This window comes from Ruegeria sp. AD9, assembly GCF_056542305.1.
In genome coordinates this window covers 364,127-380,346 of the sequence record NZ_JBQFZP010000002.1, presented here as the reverse complement: position 1 = coordinate 380,346, position 16,220 = coordinate 364,127, and the positions used below count along the sequence as shown (strand labels likewise).

The 16,220-nt window shown below is 59.8% G+C and carries 14 protein-coding genes; 12 read left to right on the top strand and 2 right to left on the bottom strand.

Annotation, left to right across the window (positions count from 1 at the left end; translation table 11 throughout):
* The first annotated feature begins 11 nt into the window (after positions 1-11).
* From pepN to ACR0AM_RS04835, 7 genes are all read left to right on the top strand, one after another.
* Complete coding sequence (pepN, locus tag ACR0AM_RS04865) at positions 12-2,564, top strand: aminopeptidase N (RefSeq protein WP_480622268.1); 2,553 nt, start codon at positions 12-14, stop codon at positions 2,562-2,564.
* Complete coding sequence (locus tag ACR0AM_RS04860) at positions 2,561-2,989, top strand: hypothetical protein (protein ID WP_480622267.1); 429 nt, start codon at positions 2,561-2,563, stop codon at positions 2,987-2,989. Before pepN ends, ACR0AM_RS04860 begins: the two co-directional genes overlap by 4 nt.
* A 129-nt stretch (positions 2,990-3,118) precedes the next feature.
* On the top strand, positions 3,119-4,378 hold the full coding sequence (locus tag ACR0AM_RS04855) for a hypothetical protein (RefSeq protein WP_480622266.1): 1,260 nt from the start codon (positions 3,119-3,121) through the stop codon (positions 4,376-4,378).
* An 81-nt stretch (positions 4,379-4,459) separates the two neighbouring features.
* A complete protein-coding gene (gatB, locus tag ACR0AM_RS04850) occupies positions 4,460-5,971 on the top strand; it encodes an Asp-tRNA(Asn)/Glu-tRNA(Gln) amidotransferase subunit GatB (protein WP_480622265.1) in 1,512 nt (503 codons plus the stop codon).
* Between the two features lie 147 nt (positions 5,972-6,118).
* The gene (gene pepT / locus ACR0AM_RS04845; protein WP_480622264.1) at positions 6,119-7,375 is read left to right on the top strand and encodes a peptidase T; all 1,257 of its coding nucleotides are present in this window, start codon (positions 6,119-6,121) and stop codon (positions 7,373-7,375) included.
* An 80-nt stretch (positions 7,376-7,455) separates the two neighbouring features.
* A complete protein-coding gene (locus ACR0AM_RS04840; RefSeq protein ID WP_480475993.1) occupies positions 7,456-7,887 on the top strand; it encodes a DUF4177 domain-containing protein in 432 nt (143 codons plus the stop codon).
* A gap of 161 nt (positions 7,888-8,048) precedes the next feature.
* Entirely contained in the window at positions 8,049-9,125 is a 1,077-nt protein-coding gene (locus tag ACR0AM_RS04835; protein ID WP_480622263.1) for a PLP-dependent cysteine synthase family protein, read from the top strand.
* 9 nt (positions 9,126-9,134) lie between these two features.
* On the opposite strand, the gene ACR0AM_RS04830 is transcribed toward ACR0AM_RS04835, so the two are convergent.
* Positions 9,135-9,389, bottom strand: a complete 255-nt coding sequence (locus tag ACR0AM_RS04830) for a BolA family protein (RefSeq protein WP_209597754.1) — start codon at positions 9,387-9,389, stop codon at positions 9,135-9,137.
* 106 nt (positions 9,390-9,495) lie between these two features.
* Between ACR0AM_RS04830 and ACR0AM_RS04825 the strand changes: the two genes are divergently transcribed.
* The 3 genes from ACR0AM_RS04825 (at position 9,496) to ACR0AM_RS04815 (ending at position 11,692) form a co-directional block, all read left to right on the top strand.
* Entirely contained in the window at positions 9,496-10,122 is a 627-nt protein-coding gene (locus tag ACR0AM_RS04825; protein WP_480475989.1) for a J domain-containing protein, read from the top strand.
* Positions 10,123-10,253: 131 nt separating this feature from the next.
* Positions 10,254-10,802: an NYN domain-containing protein gene (locus ACR0AM_RS04820; protein ID WP_480622262.1), complete on the top strand. Its 549-nt coding sequence runs from the start codon at positions 10,254-10,256 to the stop codon at positions 10,800-10,802.
* 101 nt (positions 10,803-10,903) lie between these two features.
* Positions 10,904-11,692, top strand: a complete 789-nt coding sequence (locus ACR0AM_RS04815; RefSeq protein WP_480516318.1) for a hypothetical protein — start codon at positions 10,904-10,906, stop codon at positions 11,690-11,692.
* A 166-nt stretch (positions 11,693-11,858) separates the two neighbouring features.
* Here the strand turns inward: ACR0AM_RS04815 and ACR0AM_RS04810 are convergent, their stop codons facing one another.
* The gene (locus ACR0AM_RS04810; protein ID WP_480475983.1) at positions 11,859-12,749 is read right to left on the bottom strand and encodes a Hint domain-containing protein; all 891 of its coding nucleotides are present in this window, start codon (positions 12,747-12,749) and stop codon (positions 11,859-11,861) included.
* 448 nt (positions 12,750-13,197) lie between these two features.
* Between ACR0AM_RS04810 and cobS the strand changes: the two genes are divergently transcribed.
* Both cobS and cobT read left to right on the top strand, forming a co-directional pair.
* Positions 13,198-14,184, top strand: a complete 987-nt coding sequence (gene cobS / locus ACR0AM_RS04805) for a cobaltochelatase subunit CobS (RefSeq protein ID WP_480475981.1) — start codon at positions 13,198-13,200, stop codon at positions 14,182-14,184.
* Between the two features lie 121 nt (positions 14,185-14,305).
* Positions 14,306-16,183 carry a cobaltochelatase subunit CobT gene (gene cobT, locus ACR0AM_RS04800; protein ID WP_480622261.1) on the top strand — a complete coding sequence of 626 codons (1,878 nt, stop codon included), beginning with the start codon at positions 14,306-14,308 and terminating at the stop codon, positions 16,181-16,183.
* Positions 16,184-16,220: the final 37 nt, after the last annotated feature.

The window sequence follows — 16,220 nt, the reverse complement described above, 5'->3', positions numbered from 1 at the left end:
GCGAGGCCCCCATGCGCGACGCTGCCCCCACCACGATCTTCCTGAAAGACTACACTCCATTTGGTTATCTGCTGGACAGCGTGCACCTGACCTTCGATCTGTCGGCACATGCAACACGGGTCACGTCGCGTATCGCGTTTCGTCCAAACCCCGACGCCTCCGACCGCACCTTTTTCCTGCATGGCGAGGATCTGAACCTGATCCGCGCCTCCATTAACGGAACCGAAGTTTCGCCTGACGTCACGGACAAGGGCCTGACCGCCGATGTCCCCGACGCTCCGTTCATCTGGGAAGCCGAAGTTGAGATCGATCCGGGCAACAACACGGCGTTGGAGGGGCTTTATATGTCGAACGGCATGTATTGCACCCAGTGCGAGGCGGAGGGTTTCCGCAAGATCACATATTACCCGGATCGCCCCGATGTCATGTCCACCTTTACCGTGCGCATCAATGGTGACCTGCCGGTTCTGCTGTCGAACGGCAACCCTTCGGGCAAAGGCGAAGGATGGGCCGAATGGACCGACCCGTGGCCCAAGCCTGCCTATCTGTTTGCGCTTGTCGCTGGGGATCTTGTGGCCCATCCCGACCGATTCACCACCAAATCAGGCCGGGATGTTGAGTTGAACCTGTGGGTACGCCAGGGGGATGCGGGCAAATGCGCCTTCGGTATGGAGGCGCTGAAGAAGTCCATGAAATGGGATGAAGACGTCTATGGCCGGGAATACGATCTGGACGTCTTCAACATCGTCGCCGTCGATGACTTCAACATGGGCGCGATGGAAAACAAGGGGCTGAACATCTTTAACTCTTCGGCTGTTCTGGCCAGTCCCGAAACCTCGACCGATGCCAATTTCGAACGGATCGAGGCGATCATCGCGCATGAGTACTTCCACAACTGGACAGGCAACCGCATCACCTGCCGCGACTGGTTCCAGCTGTGTCTGAAAGAAGGCCTGACCGTCTTCCGCGATGCACAGTTCACATCCGACATGCGCTCGGCCCCCGTAAAGCGCATACACGACGCCATCGACCTGCGGGCGCGGCAATTCCCCGAGGATAACGGCCCGCTCTCGCACCCGGTCCGGCCCGAAAGCTTTCAGGAGATCAACAATTTCTACACGGCCACCGTTTACGAAAAAGGTGCCGAAGTGATCGGCATGTTGAAACGGCTGGTCGGGGATGAGGCCTATGCAAAGGCGCTGGACCTCTATTTTGACCGTCATGACGGGCAGGCCTGCACGATCGAGGATTGGCTAAAGGTGTTCGAGGACACCACAGGCCGCGACCTGACCCAGTTCAAACGCTGGTACAGCCAGTCGGGCACGCCGCGTTTGACCGTATCTGAAGATTGGGCCGACGGGACCTATACCCTGACGCTGAAACAGCGCACCGATCCCACACCGGGTCAGGCAGAGAAACTGCCCCAGGTGATCCCGGTCGCTGTTGGCCTGCTGGGGCCAAACGGGGATGAGGTCCGCACGACAGAAGTGCTGGAACTGACAGAGGCCGAGCAGAGTTTTCAGTTCACCGGGCTTGCGACAAAACCCACAGCCTCGATCCTGCGCGATTTCTCGGCACCGGTCATTCTGGAACACGATCATTCAAACGCCGAACGCGCGTTTCTGCTGGCGCATGACACAGATCCGTTCAACCGCTGGCAGGCTGGTAGATCGCTGGCGCAAGACACCTTGCTGCGGATGATCTTGGACGAGGCAACCCCGGACGCCGATTACCTTGACGGGCTGCTGGCTGTGCTGCGCGACGACACGCTGGACCCGGCCTATCGCGCTTTGATGCTTGGGCTGCCGACGCAATCCGAACTGGCTGCGGCTTTGCATGAGCGCGGTCACACGCCAGATCCGATGGCAATCTGGTCGGCAGTCGAAACGCTGCGGCAGGCCACGGCACAGCACGTGCAGGATCTGCTGCCCCGTCTGCACAGCGAGGCGTTGGTGGATGGCCCCTACAGCCCGGATGCCGAGCAATCAGGAAAACGCGCCCTTGGCAGCGCGGCACTGGCGCTGACTTCTCGTCTGGACGGAGGGGCAATGGCGGCCACTGTGTATGCCAAAGCGGATAACATGACCCTGCAACTGACCGCCCTGTCCTGCCTGCTGCGCGCCCGCAAGGGCGAGGCGCAGCTGGCCGCCTTCTATGACCAATGGCAGCATGACCGGCTGGTCATGGACAAATGGTTTGGCTTGCAGGTGACCATGGCCGCACCAGAGGCGACACCGGAAACGGCGAAGGCATTGACCGGGCATCCCGACTTCAACTGGAAGAACCCGAACCGGTTCCGCGCTGTTATGGGCGCGCTGGCGATGAACCACGCAGGGTTCCACCAACCGGATGGTGCCGGGTACAGCCTGCTGGCCGATTGGCTGATCCGCCTTGATCCTGTGAACCCGCAAACCACGGCACGGATGTGTTCTGCCTTCCAGACCTGGAAACGGTACGACGCCGGGCGTCAGGACCTGATGCGCGCACAATTGTCCCGCATTGCGGAAACTCCGAACCTGTCGCGCGACACGACGGAAATGGTATCCCGCATCCTCGGCGCATGACACCCTACAGCTTTACCCGTCGCAACCGGAACACGCGAACACTGGTCATTCTGGCAAGCATCTACGCGACCCTGCTGGCTCTGGTCATCCTGTTCGACGCGGCTTGGTGGGTTGTTGGCCTGCTGTCTCTGGCCACCCTCCCAGCGCTATGGGACGTGATCCAGAACACCAGCGCCGGGGTGCAGCTGGACGCGGATGCAGTGTGCTGGTTCACGGGTAATCGTAAGGGCGACATCCCAATGCGGGATATCGACCATTTCCAATTTGACACCCGGTGGGACTTTTCCGTTCGCGTATCCATCGTCCTGAAATCCGGGAAACGAATCCGGCTGCCAGATGAGTCTCTGCCTCCGCATCGGGATCTGGAAGCCATTCTGAGACAGGCAGGTTTTCGCGTAAACCGTCATCATTTCACTGTTTTCTGAAACACTGCGTGATCTACGGACGCATTGGACACAAAAAACAAAGTTTATTGAGCAAATCACTTGAATTGAGCCTGATACCTCGCCAGACTTCAGACTCAGTTAAGTGTTTTTACAGTTTTGAGTTTTACCATGTTTCGGTCGTTAAGGGCGTTGTTTGCCCAGCCCATATCCAATCCCACGGACGCCTCAGAAGATCTGTGCGCAACGAAATCTGCGCTGGCCGCTGCCCTGCCTGAACATGGGCAGCTCAACATTCCTGTGGCGACATCGAATTGCGACAATCTGATTGGACATTCTACAATCGAACATGGGCGCTATCTGGCCAGACAGGACCGCTGGACCGAGTTGTCCGAAGAAATGCGTGCAGCGGATCAGGATCGTGCCGCCGTATCGGATGGTATGCCGATTGCCGATCTTTTGGCGTTCGGGGCCAGATCTGACGTGGTTCTGGCTGCGGAACATGCGCTGTCGGACGGCAAGGCCATATCCGATTACGATTTGCTGGGTGGTATTTCGGAACTGGAAGGCGAGTTGTCTGACAATCCTGGTGATCCGATGATCGCTGCCGTTGTGGCGCTGGCCCATATCGATCTGGCCTGGGCCTGGCGCGGGAACGCCACGGACACGGCCTTGCCGCCCTTGCACCGCTCGCGCTGTGCCGCTCATTTCGACCGGGCCGCTGCGATCTTGCCCAAGTGCAAGGCGGATGCGCCGGACAGCCCTCTGATTGCGGCCGCCGGTTGTGCCCTGTTGGCCGGGCAGCGCAAGTCAAACGCCCGCGTTGCCGATGAGTACGAGCACCTGATCACACTGGACCCGCACAATCAGCGTCACATGCGCGCGATGGGCAGCCATCTTTTGCCCCGGTGGTTCGGCAGCTACGCAGAACTGGAATTACAGGCACTGCGCAATGCCGTCCGGACACAGGATATCTGGGGCGCAGGTGGATATACGTGGGTGCAATTCGATGCCATCGCTTTGGACGAAGAGGCCTGCGCACAGGTCGATGTCGAATATTTCCTTGAAGGATTGCGCGATATCGTCGGTCTGCGCCCTGATCAGCAGATGATCAATATGTTGTCGGCCTATTGTGCAATCACCATTCAGAATGGTCACGGGCTGAACGAAAAAGCAGACAATGTCCGCGCCCAGATGCGCGACACCGCAAACTGGCTGATCCGCGATCACCTGACCGAGCTTCACCCCCTGATCTGGGCCCATGCCGCCAACGGGTTCAACAACTCGGTCCGCATCAACTCGCCCGAGCGGTTTGCTGCGCGCGGTCAGCGCGACGCGCTGCGCGCTATCTCGGATCTGTTCCGGGATGAACTGCGCAGCGGCAAGGATGTAACCTTCACACCGTCTGGTCTGCAGTTTTCCAAGAACTGAACGCGTCAGGATTCCCCCTTGCCCCTAGGCCCTGCCGGGCCTAATACGCAGGCTTAGACTTCTGCGGAAATGAGGCGCGCCATGCTCGACCTGACACACGAAATGCCCAAACCCAAAACCATTGCCGGGGCCAAGCACGATTGGGAACTGGTGATCGGAATGGAGGTGCATGCGCAGGTCTCATCCAATGCCAAGCTGTTCTCGGGCGCGCCCACCAAATTCGGGGCCGAGCCGAACTCGAACGTGGCCTTCGTGGATGCGGCAATGCCGGGGATGCTGCCGGTGATCAACGAGTTCTGCGTGGAACAGGCGGTGCGCACCGGGCTGGGCCTGAAAGCGGATATCAACCTGAAATCGGCCTTTGACCGCAAGAACTATTTCTATCCTGACCTGCCGCAAGGTTACCAGATTTCCCAGCTTTATCATCCTATTGTGGGCGAAGGCGAAGTGCTGGTCGAGATGGGTGACGGCACTGCGCGCATGGTGCGGATTGAACGTATCCACATGGAGCAGGACGCAGGCAAATCGATCCACGACATGGACCCGCACATGTCCTTTGTCGATCTGAACCGGACCGGTGTCTGCCTGATGGAGATCGTCAGCCGCCCTGATATTCGCGGCCCGGAAGAGGCCGCGGCCTATATCGCCAAGCTGCGTCAGATCATGCGCTATCTGGGCACCTGCGACGGCAACATGCAGAACGGCAACCTGCGGGCGGATGTGAATGTCTCGATCTGTTTGCCAGGTGCTTATGAGAAGTATCAGGAAACACAGGACTTTTCGCATCTGGGCACCCGTTGCGAGATCAAGAACATGAACTCGATGCGGTTCATCCAGCAGGCCATTGAGGTCGAAGCCCGCCGCCAGATCGCCATCGTCGAAGCCGGTGGCAAGGTCGAGCAGGAAACCCGCCTGTATGATCCGGACAAGGGCGAAACCCGGTCGATGCGGTCCAAGGAAGAAGCGCATGATTACCGCTATTTCCCCGATCCCGACCTGCTGCCGCTGGAGATCGAACAGGCATGGGTGGACGATATCGCCGCCCATCTGCCAGAGCTGCCTGACGACAAAAAAGCGCGCTTTATCAGTGAGTTCGGCCTGACCGACTATGATGCTTCGGTGCTGACTGCCGAAGTGGAATCGGCGGCCTATTTCGAAGAGGTCGCGCAGGGCCGCAATGGCAAACTGGCCGCAAACTGGGTGATCAACGAGCTGTTCGGACGTCTGAAAAAAGAAGACCACGACATCACGGAGTCGCCGGTTTCTCCGGCGCAGCTGGGTGGGATCATTGACCTGATTTCCTCTGATGCTATCTCGGGCAAGATCGCCAAGGACCTGTTTGAAATCGTCTATACCGAAGGCGGTGATCCGGCGCAGATCGTCGAAGATCGCGGAATGAAACAGGTCACCGACACCGGCGCGATCGAGGCCGCTTTGGACGAGATCATCGCGGCCAATCCGGCGCAGGTCGAGAAGGCCAAGGTGAACCCGAAACTGGCGGGATGGTTCGTGGGTCAGGTGATGAAAGCGACCGGCGGCAAGGCCAACCCGAAGGCCGTTAACGATTTGGTCAGCAAGAAGCTGAGTTCCTGAACCTTACATTTTGTACAAGCCTGCCAGTGGCAATTGTCAGGTTTGTACAATCAGATTTCCACGATTTCTTAAGAAATGGGGTCAGCTCATCGGCTTGACTTCGCCTGTGATTGCACCCTTTCTTCCGACCCAGAGAGGTGAGGTATCATGCAGAACAGATTTGATCAGGAACTCGAAGATCGGCTGGTGCGTTACGCGGCGATCGACAGTCAGAGCGACGAGACCTCGGCGACCACGCCGAGCACACAGATACAGTTCGACATGCTGAACCTGCTGAAGCAGGAACTGACCGAGATCGGCGCCAGCGATGTGACGCTGACAGGTGACAGCGTGGTCGTCGCGACCATCCCCGGCACCGCACCCGGCCCGACGGTAGGCTTTCTGGCGCATGTGGATACGGCCCCCCAGTTCAATGCAACGGGTGTCAAGCCGCGGGTGATCAAGGGGTACAACGGTGGCGACATTTCCTTTCCGGACGATCCGGATCTGGTGCTGTCTCCGGACGAGAACCCCTATCTGGCCGAAAAGATCGGACATGATCTGATCACGGCATCGGGTACCACCCTGCTGGGCGCGGATGACAAGGCCGGGGTGTCGATCCTGATGACCATGGCCCGGCATCTGATCGAAAACCCGGATATCCCGCACGGGCCTATCCGCATTGCCTTTACCCCGGATGAAGAGATCGGGCGCGGCGTTACCGAACAGCTGCCCAAGGATCTGGGGGCGGATTTCGCCTATACTCTGGACGGTGCCGAAGTGGGCGAGATCGAATATGAAAGCTTTTCGGCCGACCGTGCCGTGATCCGGATCGAGGGGGTATCAATCCACCCCGGACTGGCCAAGGACAAGATGGTGAACGCAGCCCATCTGGCGGCGAAGATCGTGCAGACCTTGCCGCAGGCCACCATGACGCCCGAAACAACCGATGGCCGCGACGGGTTCATTCATGTCACCGACATGAGCGGTGGATCGTCCGAGATGGAAATCAAGCTGATCCTGCGCGATTTCGAGATGGAGGGCCTTGAGGCGCAACGTGACATCGTGCGGCAGGTCTGTGCGGCCGTGCAGGCCACGGAACCGCGCGCGACCATCACCTGCGATATCAGCCACCAGTACAGGAACATGCGCTATTGGCTGGAAAACGACATGACACCGGTTGATCTGGCGCGCGACGCCTGCCGCGAGCTGGGGATCGAGCCGCTGTCGGTCCCGATCCGCGGCGGCACCGACGGGTCGCGCCTGACCGAGTTCGGCACCCCCTGCCCCAACCTGTTCACCGGAATGCAGTGCATTCACGGGCCGCTGGAGTGGATTTCGGTGCAGGACATGGCAGTGGCGACCGAGCTGTGCCTGTCGGTTGTGACCAAGGCGGCACAGGCTGGCGGCAATAATCAGGGCTGAAAACCGCCGCTCGGGCGACGGCCCTTTCACCCCGGGGTCAGCGTGGTAAGTTGGCGCGAACAGGTATTTAGGAACACTTGATGCAGCTTTTTGAATACAAGGTCGTCCCCGCGCCGCAAAAGGGCGTGAAAGCCAAGGGCGTGAAAACGGCCGAGGGCCGCTTTGCGGTCTCGGTCGAACAGGTTCTGAACCAGATGGCGCAGGACGGCTGGGAATACCAGCGCGCCGAGCTGCTGCCCAGCGAGGAACGCTCGGGCCTGACCGGATCGACCACAAACTGGCGCAATGTGCTGGTGTTCCGGCGGGTCGTGGCCGAGGAAGTCGATGCGTCGGTGATCGGAGAAGTGCCCGAGTTTGACGATACCCCATTGGCCCAACCGATCCCCGGCCCCGGTGTGGTGGCCGCGCCGAAACCAATTTCGGAAGAAGCGAATGAACCGCCTTTGTCGTTGAAAAGCCGGGACCAGGTTGACCAGGACACTGATACCGCCAATGACAAGAAAGACGCCTGAGACGGATCAGGGTTTGACGTGCGGTTACACCTGCAACACGGTGTGCACCGCAGTTTGAGCAGCCCGCCCGCGGGCAGGTTTGGCGCTGCGGGCGCGATATGTGCTTATCAACCCAGCGAAATCTGTGGCATGTTAACCGGAAAACCGGGAGGGATTTTGAAATGGGTATTCGGCAGACACAGGGGCGGGCACGCCTGTATGACAGCATCCTTGATACAGTCGGCGACACGCCCTGTATCCGGATCAACCGGATCGCGCCGGAGCATGTGACCGTTTATGTGAAGTTCGAAGCGTTCAATCCGGCGGGGTCGGTCAAGGACAGGCTGGCGCTGAATATCATCGAGGCGGCAGAACGGGACGGGCGGCTGAAACCCGGTCAGACGGTTGTCGAGGCGACATCGGGCAATACCGGGATCGGGCTTGCCATGGTCTGTGCGGCCAAGGGATATCCGCTGGTCGTGACGATGGCCGAGAGCTTTTCGGTCGAGCGGCGCAAGCTGATGCGCTTTCTGGGCGCGAAGGTTGTTCTGACCCCCAAGGCACAAAAGGGGTTCGGCATGTATACCAAGGCCAAGGAACTGGCCGAGGAAAACGGGTGGTTTCTGGCCAGCCAGTTCGAGACCGCAGCCAATGCCGATATTCACGAGAATACGACCGCACGGGAAATCCTTGCGGATTTCGAACGCACGCAGCTGGATTACTGGGTCACGGGATATGGCACCGGTGGCACGGTCGCTGGGGTGTCACGAGTGTTGCGCAAGGAGCGGCCCGATACGAAAATCATCCTGACCGAACCGGCAAATGCCGCCATCGTGTCGTCAGGCTATGTGAATACGCGCAACGACGATCACCAGCCCACCGAAAGCCACCCCAATTTCGAGCCGCACCCGATTCAGGGCTGGACGCCGGATTTCATTCCATGGGTCCTTCAGGAAGCCATCGACAACGCCTATTACGACCAGCTGATCCCTGTTCCGGGGCCGCAAGGGATTGAATGGGCGCGCCGTCTTGCCTCGGAAGAGGGGATATTCACCGGGATCTCGGGCGGGTCGACCTTTGCGGTGGCCATGAATCTGGCGGAAACCGCGGCGCCGGGATCCGTCATGCTGGTGATGCTGCCGGATACGGGCGAGCGTTACCTGTCGACGCCTCTGTTCGAGGGGATCGAAGACGTCATGACGGATGAGGAATATGCGATCTCGGCCTCGACCCCGTCGGCGCAGATGAGCGCGGAATAGGGCGCAGCGTCAGGTTCCGATATCCAGCGCCAGCGCGTGGATGCGGGGCACGATATCGCCCAGCGCCTTGTGCACGGCCCGGTGACGGGCGACGCGGGATTGACCGGCGAATGCGGCGGCGCGGATGCGGACGTTGAAATGGCTTTCGCCGCCTTCCCTGTGACCTGCATGGCCGCGATGGCTTTCGCTGTCGTCGATCACGTCAAGCTCATGCGGGTCAAAGGCGGCTTGCAGGCGGGTTCGGATTTCGTCGGTCACGCTCATTTTTTTGCTCAGCGGCAAAATTTTTGCCGCCCCCCTCTTCTACTTTCGGCTGCTTAGACTAAACTGCTGCCTCCGAGTCGAAAAGATGCGTTCGTGAGGATAGAGCATGGCGAAATCAGACCCCTTCGGATTCGATATGTCCGTTTCCAGCGCCAAGAAAAAGAACCCGCGTGGGCGCCGGGGCATGTCAGGCGCGTCCGAGACCTCGGTCCGGATCTGCGATCACGACGGGTGTGACGAGCCGGGCAAGTTCCGCGCCCCCAAGGCACCGGATGTGCTGGATGACTATTTCTGGTTCTGCCAGCAGCACGTGCGCGAGTATAACCAAAAGTGGAACTTCTTCGATGGGACCACTGAGGCCGAGCTGAACGCGCAACGCTCGAAGGACAAGGTTTGGGAACGTGAGACCAAGCCGATGGGAGACCCGGAGGCGCGCGCCTGGGCCCGTCTGGGCATTGAGGACCCGCATCAGGTTCTGGGCGCCAACAGCACGCAGAACAAGGGGCGCACCTCGGGTGGTGGCGGACGTCGCCTGCCCCCCACTGAACGCCGTGCAATCGAGATTCTGGAAGCCCATGACAGCTGGTCCAAGACCGAAGTGCGCAAGGCGTACAAGAAGCTGATCAAGGTGCTGCATCCGGACATGAACGGCGGCGACCGGTCGCAGGAAGAGCAGTTGCAAGAGGTCGTCTGGGCCTGGGACCAGATCAAGGACAGCCGGAATTTCAAGTAAGGCCGCCGTCAGTCGCCAGCTGTTTACACAGTTTGAACGGATTGTGAGGATGCTGTCTGGAAACCTGTTTCAATTCCCGCAATAGTAGTGGGAATTGAAACAGTGCTTTTCCCGGAGCAACCGCTGTGCGTATGCCTTTCTTTTTGCTGCTTGCCTCACTTTGCGGGCTGGTCGTGGCGCAGTTCTATCCAACCGAGATGGACTGGCTTTTCCTTTTGGCCCTGCTTTGTGTGTTCGCCAGTACGATCCTTCTGATCCGGGCCTGGTTCGGCTGGCGCAGGGCCAACACATGGATCATCGTGGACGGGTCGAACGTGATTCACTGGAAAGACGGCGCACCGGATCTGGCAACGTTGCGGCAGGTTCTGGCCAGCCTGAAGCAAGCCGGGTTCAAACCGGGCGTCGTGTTCGATGCTAACGTCGGGTACAAGGTCGAAGGGGAATACATGAACGACCGGGCGCTGAGCCGCGCCCTGGGCTTGCGGGCCAAGCGGGTCATGGTCGCGCCCAAAGGCACGCCGGCAGATCCGTTGATCTTGCAGGCGGCGCGGGACAGCAAGGCACGTATCGTTACAAATGACATGTTCCGGGACTGGGAGGACGAGTTTCCGGATGTGTTGAAAGCGGATCGTCTTGTGAAAGGCGGTTTTCGCAAGGATGAGCTTTGGTTTTCGCTTTGACCACGCGACCATAGCTTTACGCATCGATCCGGGTTTCGTAGCGTTCAGGGATCACACTGACGTGGCCTTGCCCCGACAGAACAGTTTTGGATGCAAGGACCGTGGCACGCAAAGAGCAGAAACCGCCAAACGCGAAGATCCCGCCGGATCATCCGTTTTCTGACATCGTCAGCGATTCGTACAGGGTTTTCGCCTATCCAAAGCCGAGCAGTATCGAGGTTTGCGAAGGCTGCTGCATGGACGCCGATATTGAGGCGGACTTCTTCACGCCGTCCATTGCCGAGCTGCCCCTGCATTACGTTCAGGACTGGTTCTTTGCCGCTTGTGATCCCGCGGGGATAGCCCGCGAAACATGGGGGTACCTGCTGCCCCGGATCCTAGAGATTCTGTCCGTGGACGAAGACCCCGCCAGTGTTGGGCTGGAGGTGAGCCTGAACCGGTTTGAAACCGGTAACCCGGATAACTGGTCACCCGAGGAGTGGCAGATTCTGGACCGGTTCCAGCGCGCGTATCTGAAACGCGAGATGGCACGGGAACGCGGCTGTCTGGACGATACGCTTTGCATGTTCGCCCTGGCAGGGTGGCCGCTGGAGTCGCTGTTCGAACAGGTCGCCGCAAGCCCGGATACCGAATTGGTGCTGCGTCTGTGGCGCGATTGGTGTGCATATTGTATTCCGGGGCGGGACTCGATCTGGATCACCGCGTTCTGGAACAGCCCGGGCAATACGCGAGCCTTTGAGTTTTACACCTCGGAAGCGATGCACGACAGGATGACCCGCATCGCGTTCGCCGAGGACACTCCGGAGGATATCGCGGAAAAGGCGCTGGCCGTGGCCAGTGTTATCGAGACCCATGCCGATTGGGGCATAGGCGGGTTGAACGGCCCATAATGCCCGTGCCATGCGCGAATGATGTTGGGTCGATGTCCCGGAGGATGAAGGCGTCAAACCTTGTTCGGTTGATCCCCGATTAGCAACTTCTGCACTTATGCAGTTAACAGCGGGGCGTGATCCGAGCGCGCACCAACAGCGGCGCCACGATTTCCGTTATGTGGGCCTAGTCTGCGAACATGTCTCGCAACGCGCGTGCCTCGCGCCCGGTCAGGCAGCTTAGGCACGTTTGGGGGTGCGGTCCTGCGTCTGAAAGTAACCCCGGAAAGAGCGCGCGCAGTTCCTCGACATCGTCGCGATGCAGTGATTTCAGCGCCATATCGCCCGGAAACAGGCTTTCGCTTTGCAGGCCGTGCGAGGTGAGGATCACATGTTCGGCGCAGGCGATGTGGTAATATGTCACCGCTTCGCCCGTCGTCACCTGCCGGATGGTATCATCGTTGACCAGATGAATGGCCGCGCAGAACACGCTTGGTGCGCCAAAATATAGCTCGGCCCGCCAGCCCCCCAGCACGACCCGGTGTTGCGGAGAAAGGTAAAGATCCCTGTCCGGCAGGCCCTTGCCCATCGCATCGCGCCGGATGCAAACCGGGTTGAATTGGGGCCGGACGCGCAGGATTTGCGCACTGAGCGTTCGTTTGCCGATCCATTCGATGGGCAGCGTGGTCCCACCGGCCACGCAAACCCGATCGCCCACGGCCAGATCTTCGACCGGGCGCGGACCGCAATCCGTTTCGATCAGGGTGCCCGAGACAAAACAGGGTGGATCGGTCGGGTTCAGATCAACCGGGGTGATCTTCCAGTTGCCTGTGGTCATCGGGCCTGTTGGGTTATTGGCATCCCAGGCGTAGATCTGCCCGCCGACCTGAATGAACTCTCCGGATTCCCCGGTTCCGCGATAGTTTCCCTGGCCAAGATAGGTGTAGGGCTGGAAGGTCGTGCCCCCATCAAACGACACCATCGAACCGCTGATGATCGCGGGTTGTGTCGTGTTCTGGACGATGAGATCGTTCTGGCCCGTCGTATTGACGGTGTGGAGAAGAGCGTTAAATGCCACCGGGAGTCACCGCGGCTTTGCAGGCAATTTCTAACGTCTGCCTGTCATTCGACACGGAGCGACACCCCGGTAAGGCCTGCGCTTGGCATTCCTGCTTCACCAACACCCGATCACTTACAAAACGCCCCATAAGACCATATTATATGCCTGATAAGGTCATCCTCTACAACATGTAGATTGTTGAATACCTACCTGCGTGCAGCCTTTCGGACACATGGTTTGGCGGGTGCGTCCGAATGGCAGCACTGTCATTGTTGATGAACGCGGCTTGATCTGCGTCTTGTACCCATCGCGACCAAGGATCGTCCGCGCGTCAATAGGGCCAGTTTGAAAGAAAAACCTGCTCACCTTTCGGAGCGGGCCGCTTTCCCTTGCCCTTGTCCGCAATATGTTGCACCACACACGGGTTCAAACCCGGTGAGCGGGGCAAAGGATAAGGACAAGGCGCATGGCTGACGGATCGATCGATGTAAACGCAAAACCCACCGAAGATATCTCGGTCCGTGACGTATTTGGCATTGATACGGACATGAAGGTCAAAGGGTTTGCCGAAGCCACCGACCGTGTGCCCGTGATCGACCCGACCTACAAGTTTGACCCCGAGACAACATTGGCGATCCTGGCGGGCTTTGCCCATAATCGCAGGGTGATGATTCAGGGCTATCACGGCACCGGCAAATCGACCCATATCGAGCAGGTCGCCGCCCGTCTGAACTGGCCCGCTGTGCGCGTGAACCTGGACAGCCACATCAGCCGGATTGACCTGATCGGCAAGGACGCAATCAAACTGCGCGATGGCAAGCAGGTGACCGAGTTCCACGAAGGCATCCTGCCCTGGGCCCTGCGCAACCCCGTGGCCATCGTGTTCGACGAATATGACGCGGGCCGCGCCGACGTGATGTTCGTGATCCAGCGGGTGCTGGAACATGATGGCAAACTGACCCTGCTGGACCAGAACGAGATCATCACGCCGAACCCGTGTTTCCGCCTGTTTGCCACTGCAAACACCGTGGGTCTGGGCGATACCACAGGTCTGTATCACGGCACGCAGCAGATCAACCAGGCCCAGATGGACCGCTGGTCGCTGGTCTCGACCCTGAACTATCTGAGCCATGACGCCGAGACGATGATCGTGCTGTCGAAGGCGCCGCATTACAACACCGCCGAGGGCCGCAAGACCGTCAGCCAGATGGTCACCGTGGCCGACCTGACCCGGACCGCCTTCATGAATGGCGACCTGTCCACCGTCATGAGCCCGCGGACCGTGATCAACTGGGCGCAGAATGCCGAGATCTTCCGCAACGTGGGCTATGCTTTCCGCCTGTCGTTCCTGAACAAATGCGACGAGTTGGAACGTCAGACCGTTGCCGAGTTCTATCAGCGCTGCTTTGACGAGGAATTGCCGGAAAGCGCGGCGAGTGCGAGCTTGGGCTAAGCGCCCGGATTGCGCCCGTTCCGGGCGCAATGCCTCCGGCGGGGATATTTTTGGCCAGATGAAGTCGGATCCGTTATTGTTTTCCGCGCCGGGCAGGTCACTTTGATGAGGGCTTAAGGACATGGCACAGAAGAACGACAACCCTGCCGATCCCTTCAAGAAGGCCTTGGCCGAGGCCACCAAGGTCATGGCTGATGATCCTGAACTGAACATTTCATACACCGTCGATCCGTCGGGCTTGTCGGGCGAGGCGATGCGGCTGCCGCAGGTGTCTCGGCGTATGACGCGGGAAGAGGTTCTGCTGGCGCGCGGCACGGCGGATGCTTTGGCGTTGCAGCGCCGGTATCATGATGATGCAACCCATGCGCGCTATGCGCCTCCGGGGGATATGGCGCGGGACTTGTACGAGGCGATGGAGACGGCGCGTTGCGAGGCGATGGGTGCGCGGGATATGCCCGGCACTGCCAGCAACATAGACGTCAAGATCGGGCATGAGGCGATCCGGCGCGGATATGACCAGTGCAAGCAGCCTGCCGATGCGCCCTTGTCGGTGGCGGCGGGCTATCTGATCCGGCATCTGGCCACCGGGCGCGATCTGCCGCCTGCGGCCGAGAACATCATGAACCTGTGGCGCGGGTTTATCGAGGAACAGGCCGGTGGCGTGTTGGAGAACCTTGATGACGTGCTGTCGGATCAGGCGGAGTTTGCCAAGTTCGCGCGGCAGATGATCAAGGATCTGGGCTATGGCGATCAGCTGGGCGATGACCCCGACGAGCTGGACGACGATCAGGAAGATCAGGCCGAGGACGACGCCGAGGAACAGCCCGACCCCGACAGCACCGGTCAGGATGATCAGGACGATCAGGACGCGGATGCGACGCCTGAGCAGACGCAGGAAGAGCAGCAGGATCAATCTCAGGCGCAGGTCTCGATGGACGAGATGGCCGAGGATGAGCTTGGTGACGAGGCCGAGATGCCTGATGGCGAAGCGCCGCTGGAGCCGCCTGCCCCGCCGCCCGCATCCGAGGCCGACCCGGATTACAAGGTCTATCTGAGCACGCATGATGAAGAGATTGCCGCTGAGGATTTGGCGGAACCGGCCGAGCTGGAACGTCTGCGGGCCTATTTGGATCAGCAGCTTGAGCCTTTGAAAGGGGCGGTTTCGCGCCTTGCCAACAAGTTGCAGCGCCGGTTGCAGGCGCAGCAGAACCGCAGTTGGGAGTTCGACCGCGAGGAAGGCATTCTGGACGCGGGCCGATTGGCACGAGTGGTCGCGAACCCCACCACTCCGCTGAGTTTCAAGGTCGAAAAAGACACCGAGTTCCGCGACACGGTTGTCACGCTGCTGCTGGACAATTCGGGGTCGATGCGGGGGCGTCCGATTTCGATCGCCGCCATCTGCGCCGATGTTCTGGCGCGGACGCTGGAACGCTGCAATGTGAAGGTCGAGATATTGGGCTTTACCACGCGGGCGTGGAAAGGCGGACAGGCGCGCGAGGCATGGCTGAACGATGGCCGCCCGCAGCAGCCCGGCCGTCTGAACGACCTGCGCCACATCATCTACAAGGGCGCCGATGCGCCGTGGCGGCGGGCGCGGCCCAATCTGGGCCTGATGATGAAAGAGGGCCTGCTGAAGGAAAACATCGACGGTGAGGCGCTGGAATGGGCGCATCGCCGGATGATCGCGCGGCGCGAGCAGCGCAAGATTCTGATGGTGATTTCGGATGGGGCTCCGGTTGATGATTCAACCCTGAGCGTGAACCCCGCCAACTATCTGGAAAAGCACCTGCGCGATGTGATTGCCATGGTGGAGAAGCGCAAGATGGTCGAGCTGCTGGCGATTGGCATCGGTCATGATGTGACCCGGTATTACGACCGTGCGGTGACGATCACCGATGTGGAACAGCTGGCCGGTGCGATGACGGAACAACTGGCGGCCCTGTTCGACAGTGATCCGCGCGCGCGGGCACGGGTGATGGGGATGAAGAAGGTCAGCTAGGCTGGCCTTGCCTCCGGCGGGAGTATTTCCCAAAAGA

Excerpts from the sequence above, each read along its gene's own strand:
- pepN (WP_480622268.1), top strand. The coding sequence starts at position 12 with ATGCGCGACGCTGCCCCCACCACGATCTTCCTGAAAGACTACACTCCA.
- ACR0AM_RS04860 (WP_480622267.1), top strand. The coding sequence starts at position 2,561 with ATGACACCCTACAGCTTTACCCGTCGCAACCGGAACACGCGAACACTG.
- ACR0AM_RS04855 (WP_480622266.1), top strand. The coding sequence starts at position 3,119 with ATGTTTCGGTCGTTAAGGGCGTTGTTTGCCCAGCCCATATCCAATCCC.
- gatB (WP_480622265.1), top strand. The coding sequence starts at position 4,460 with ATGCTCGACCTGACACACGAAATGCCCAAACCCAAAACCATTGCCGGG.
- pepT (WP_480622264.1), top strand. The coding sequence starts at position 6,119 with ATGCAGAACAGATTTGATCAGGAACTCGAAGATCGGCTGGTGCGTTAC.
- ACR0AM_RS04840 (WP_480475993.1), top strand. The coding sequence starts at position 7,456 with ATGCAGCTTTTTGAATACAAGGTCGTCCCCGCGCCGCAAAAGGGCGTG.
- ACR0AM_RS04835 (WP_480622263.1), top strand. The coding sequence starts at position 8,049 with ATGGGTATTCGGCAGACACAGGGGCGGGCACGCCTGTATGACAGCATC.
- ACR0AM_RS04830 (WP_209597754.1), bottom strand. The coding sequence starts at position 9,389 with ATGAGCGTGACCGACGAAATCCGAACCCGCCTGCAAGCCGCCTTTGAC.
- ACR0AM_RS04825 (WP_480475989.1), top strand. The coding sequence starts at position 9,496 with ATGGCGAAATCAGACCCCTTCGGATTCGATATGTCCGTTTCCAGCGCC.
- ACR0AM_RS04820 (WP_480622262.1), top strand. The coding sequence starts at position 10,254 with ATGCCTTTCTTTTTGCTGCTTGCCTCACTTTGCGGGCTGGTCGTGGCG.
- cobS (WP_480475981.1), top strand. The coding sequence starts at position 13,198 with ATGGCTGACGGATCGATCGATGTAAACGCAAAACCCACCGAAGATATC.
- cobT (WP_480622261.1), top strand. The coding sequence starts at position 14,306 with ATGGCACAGAAGAACGACAACCCTGCCGATCCCTTCAAGAAGGCCTTG.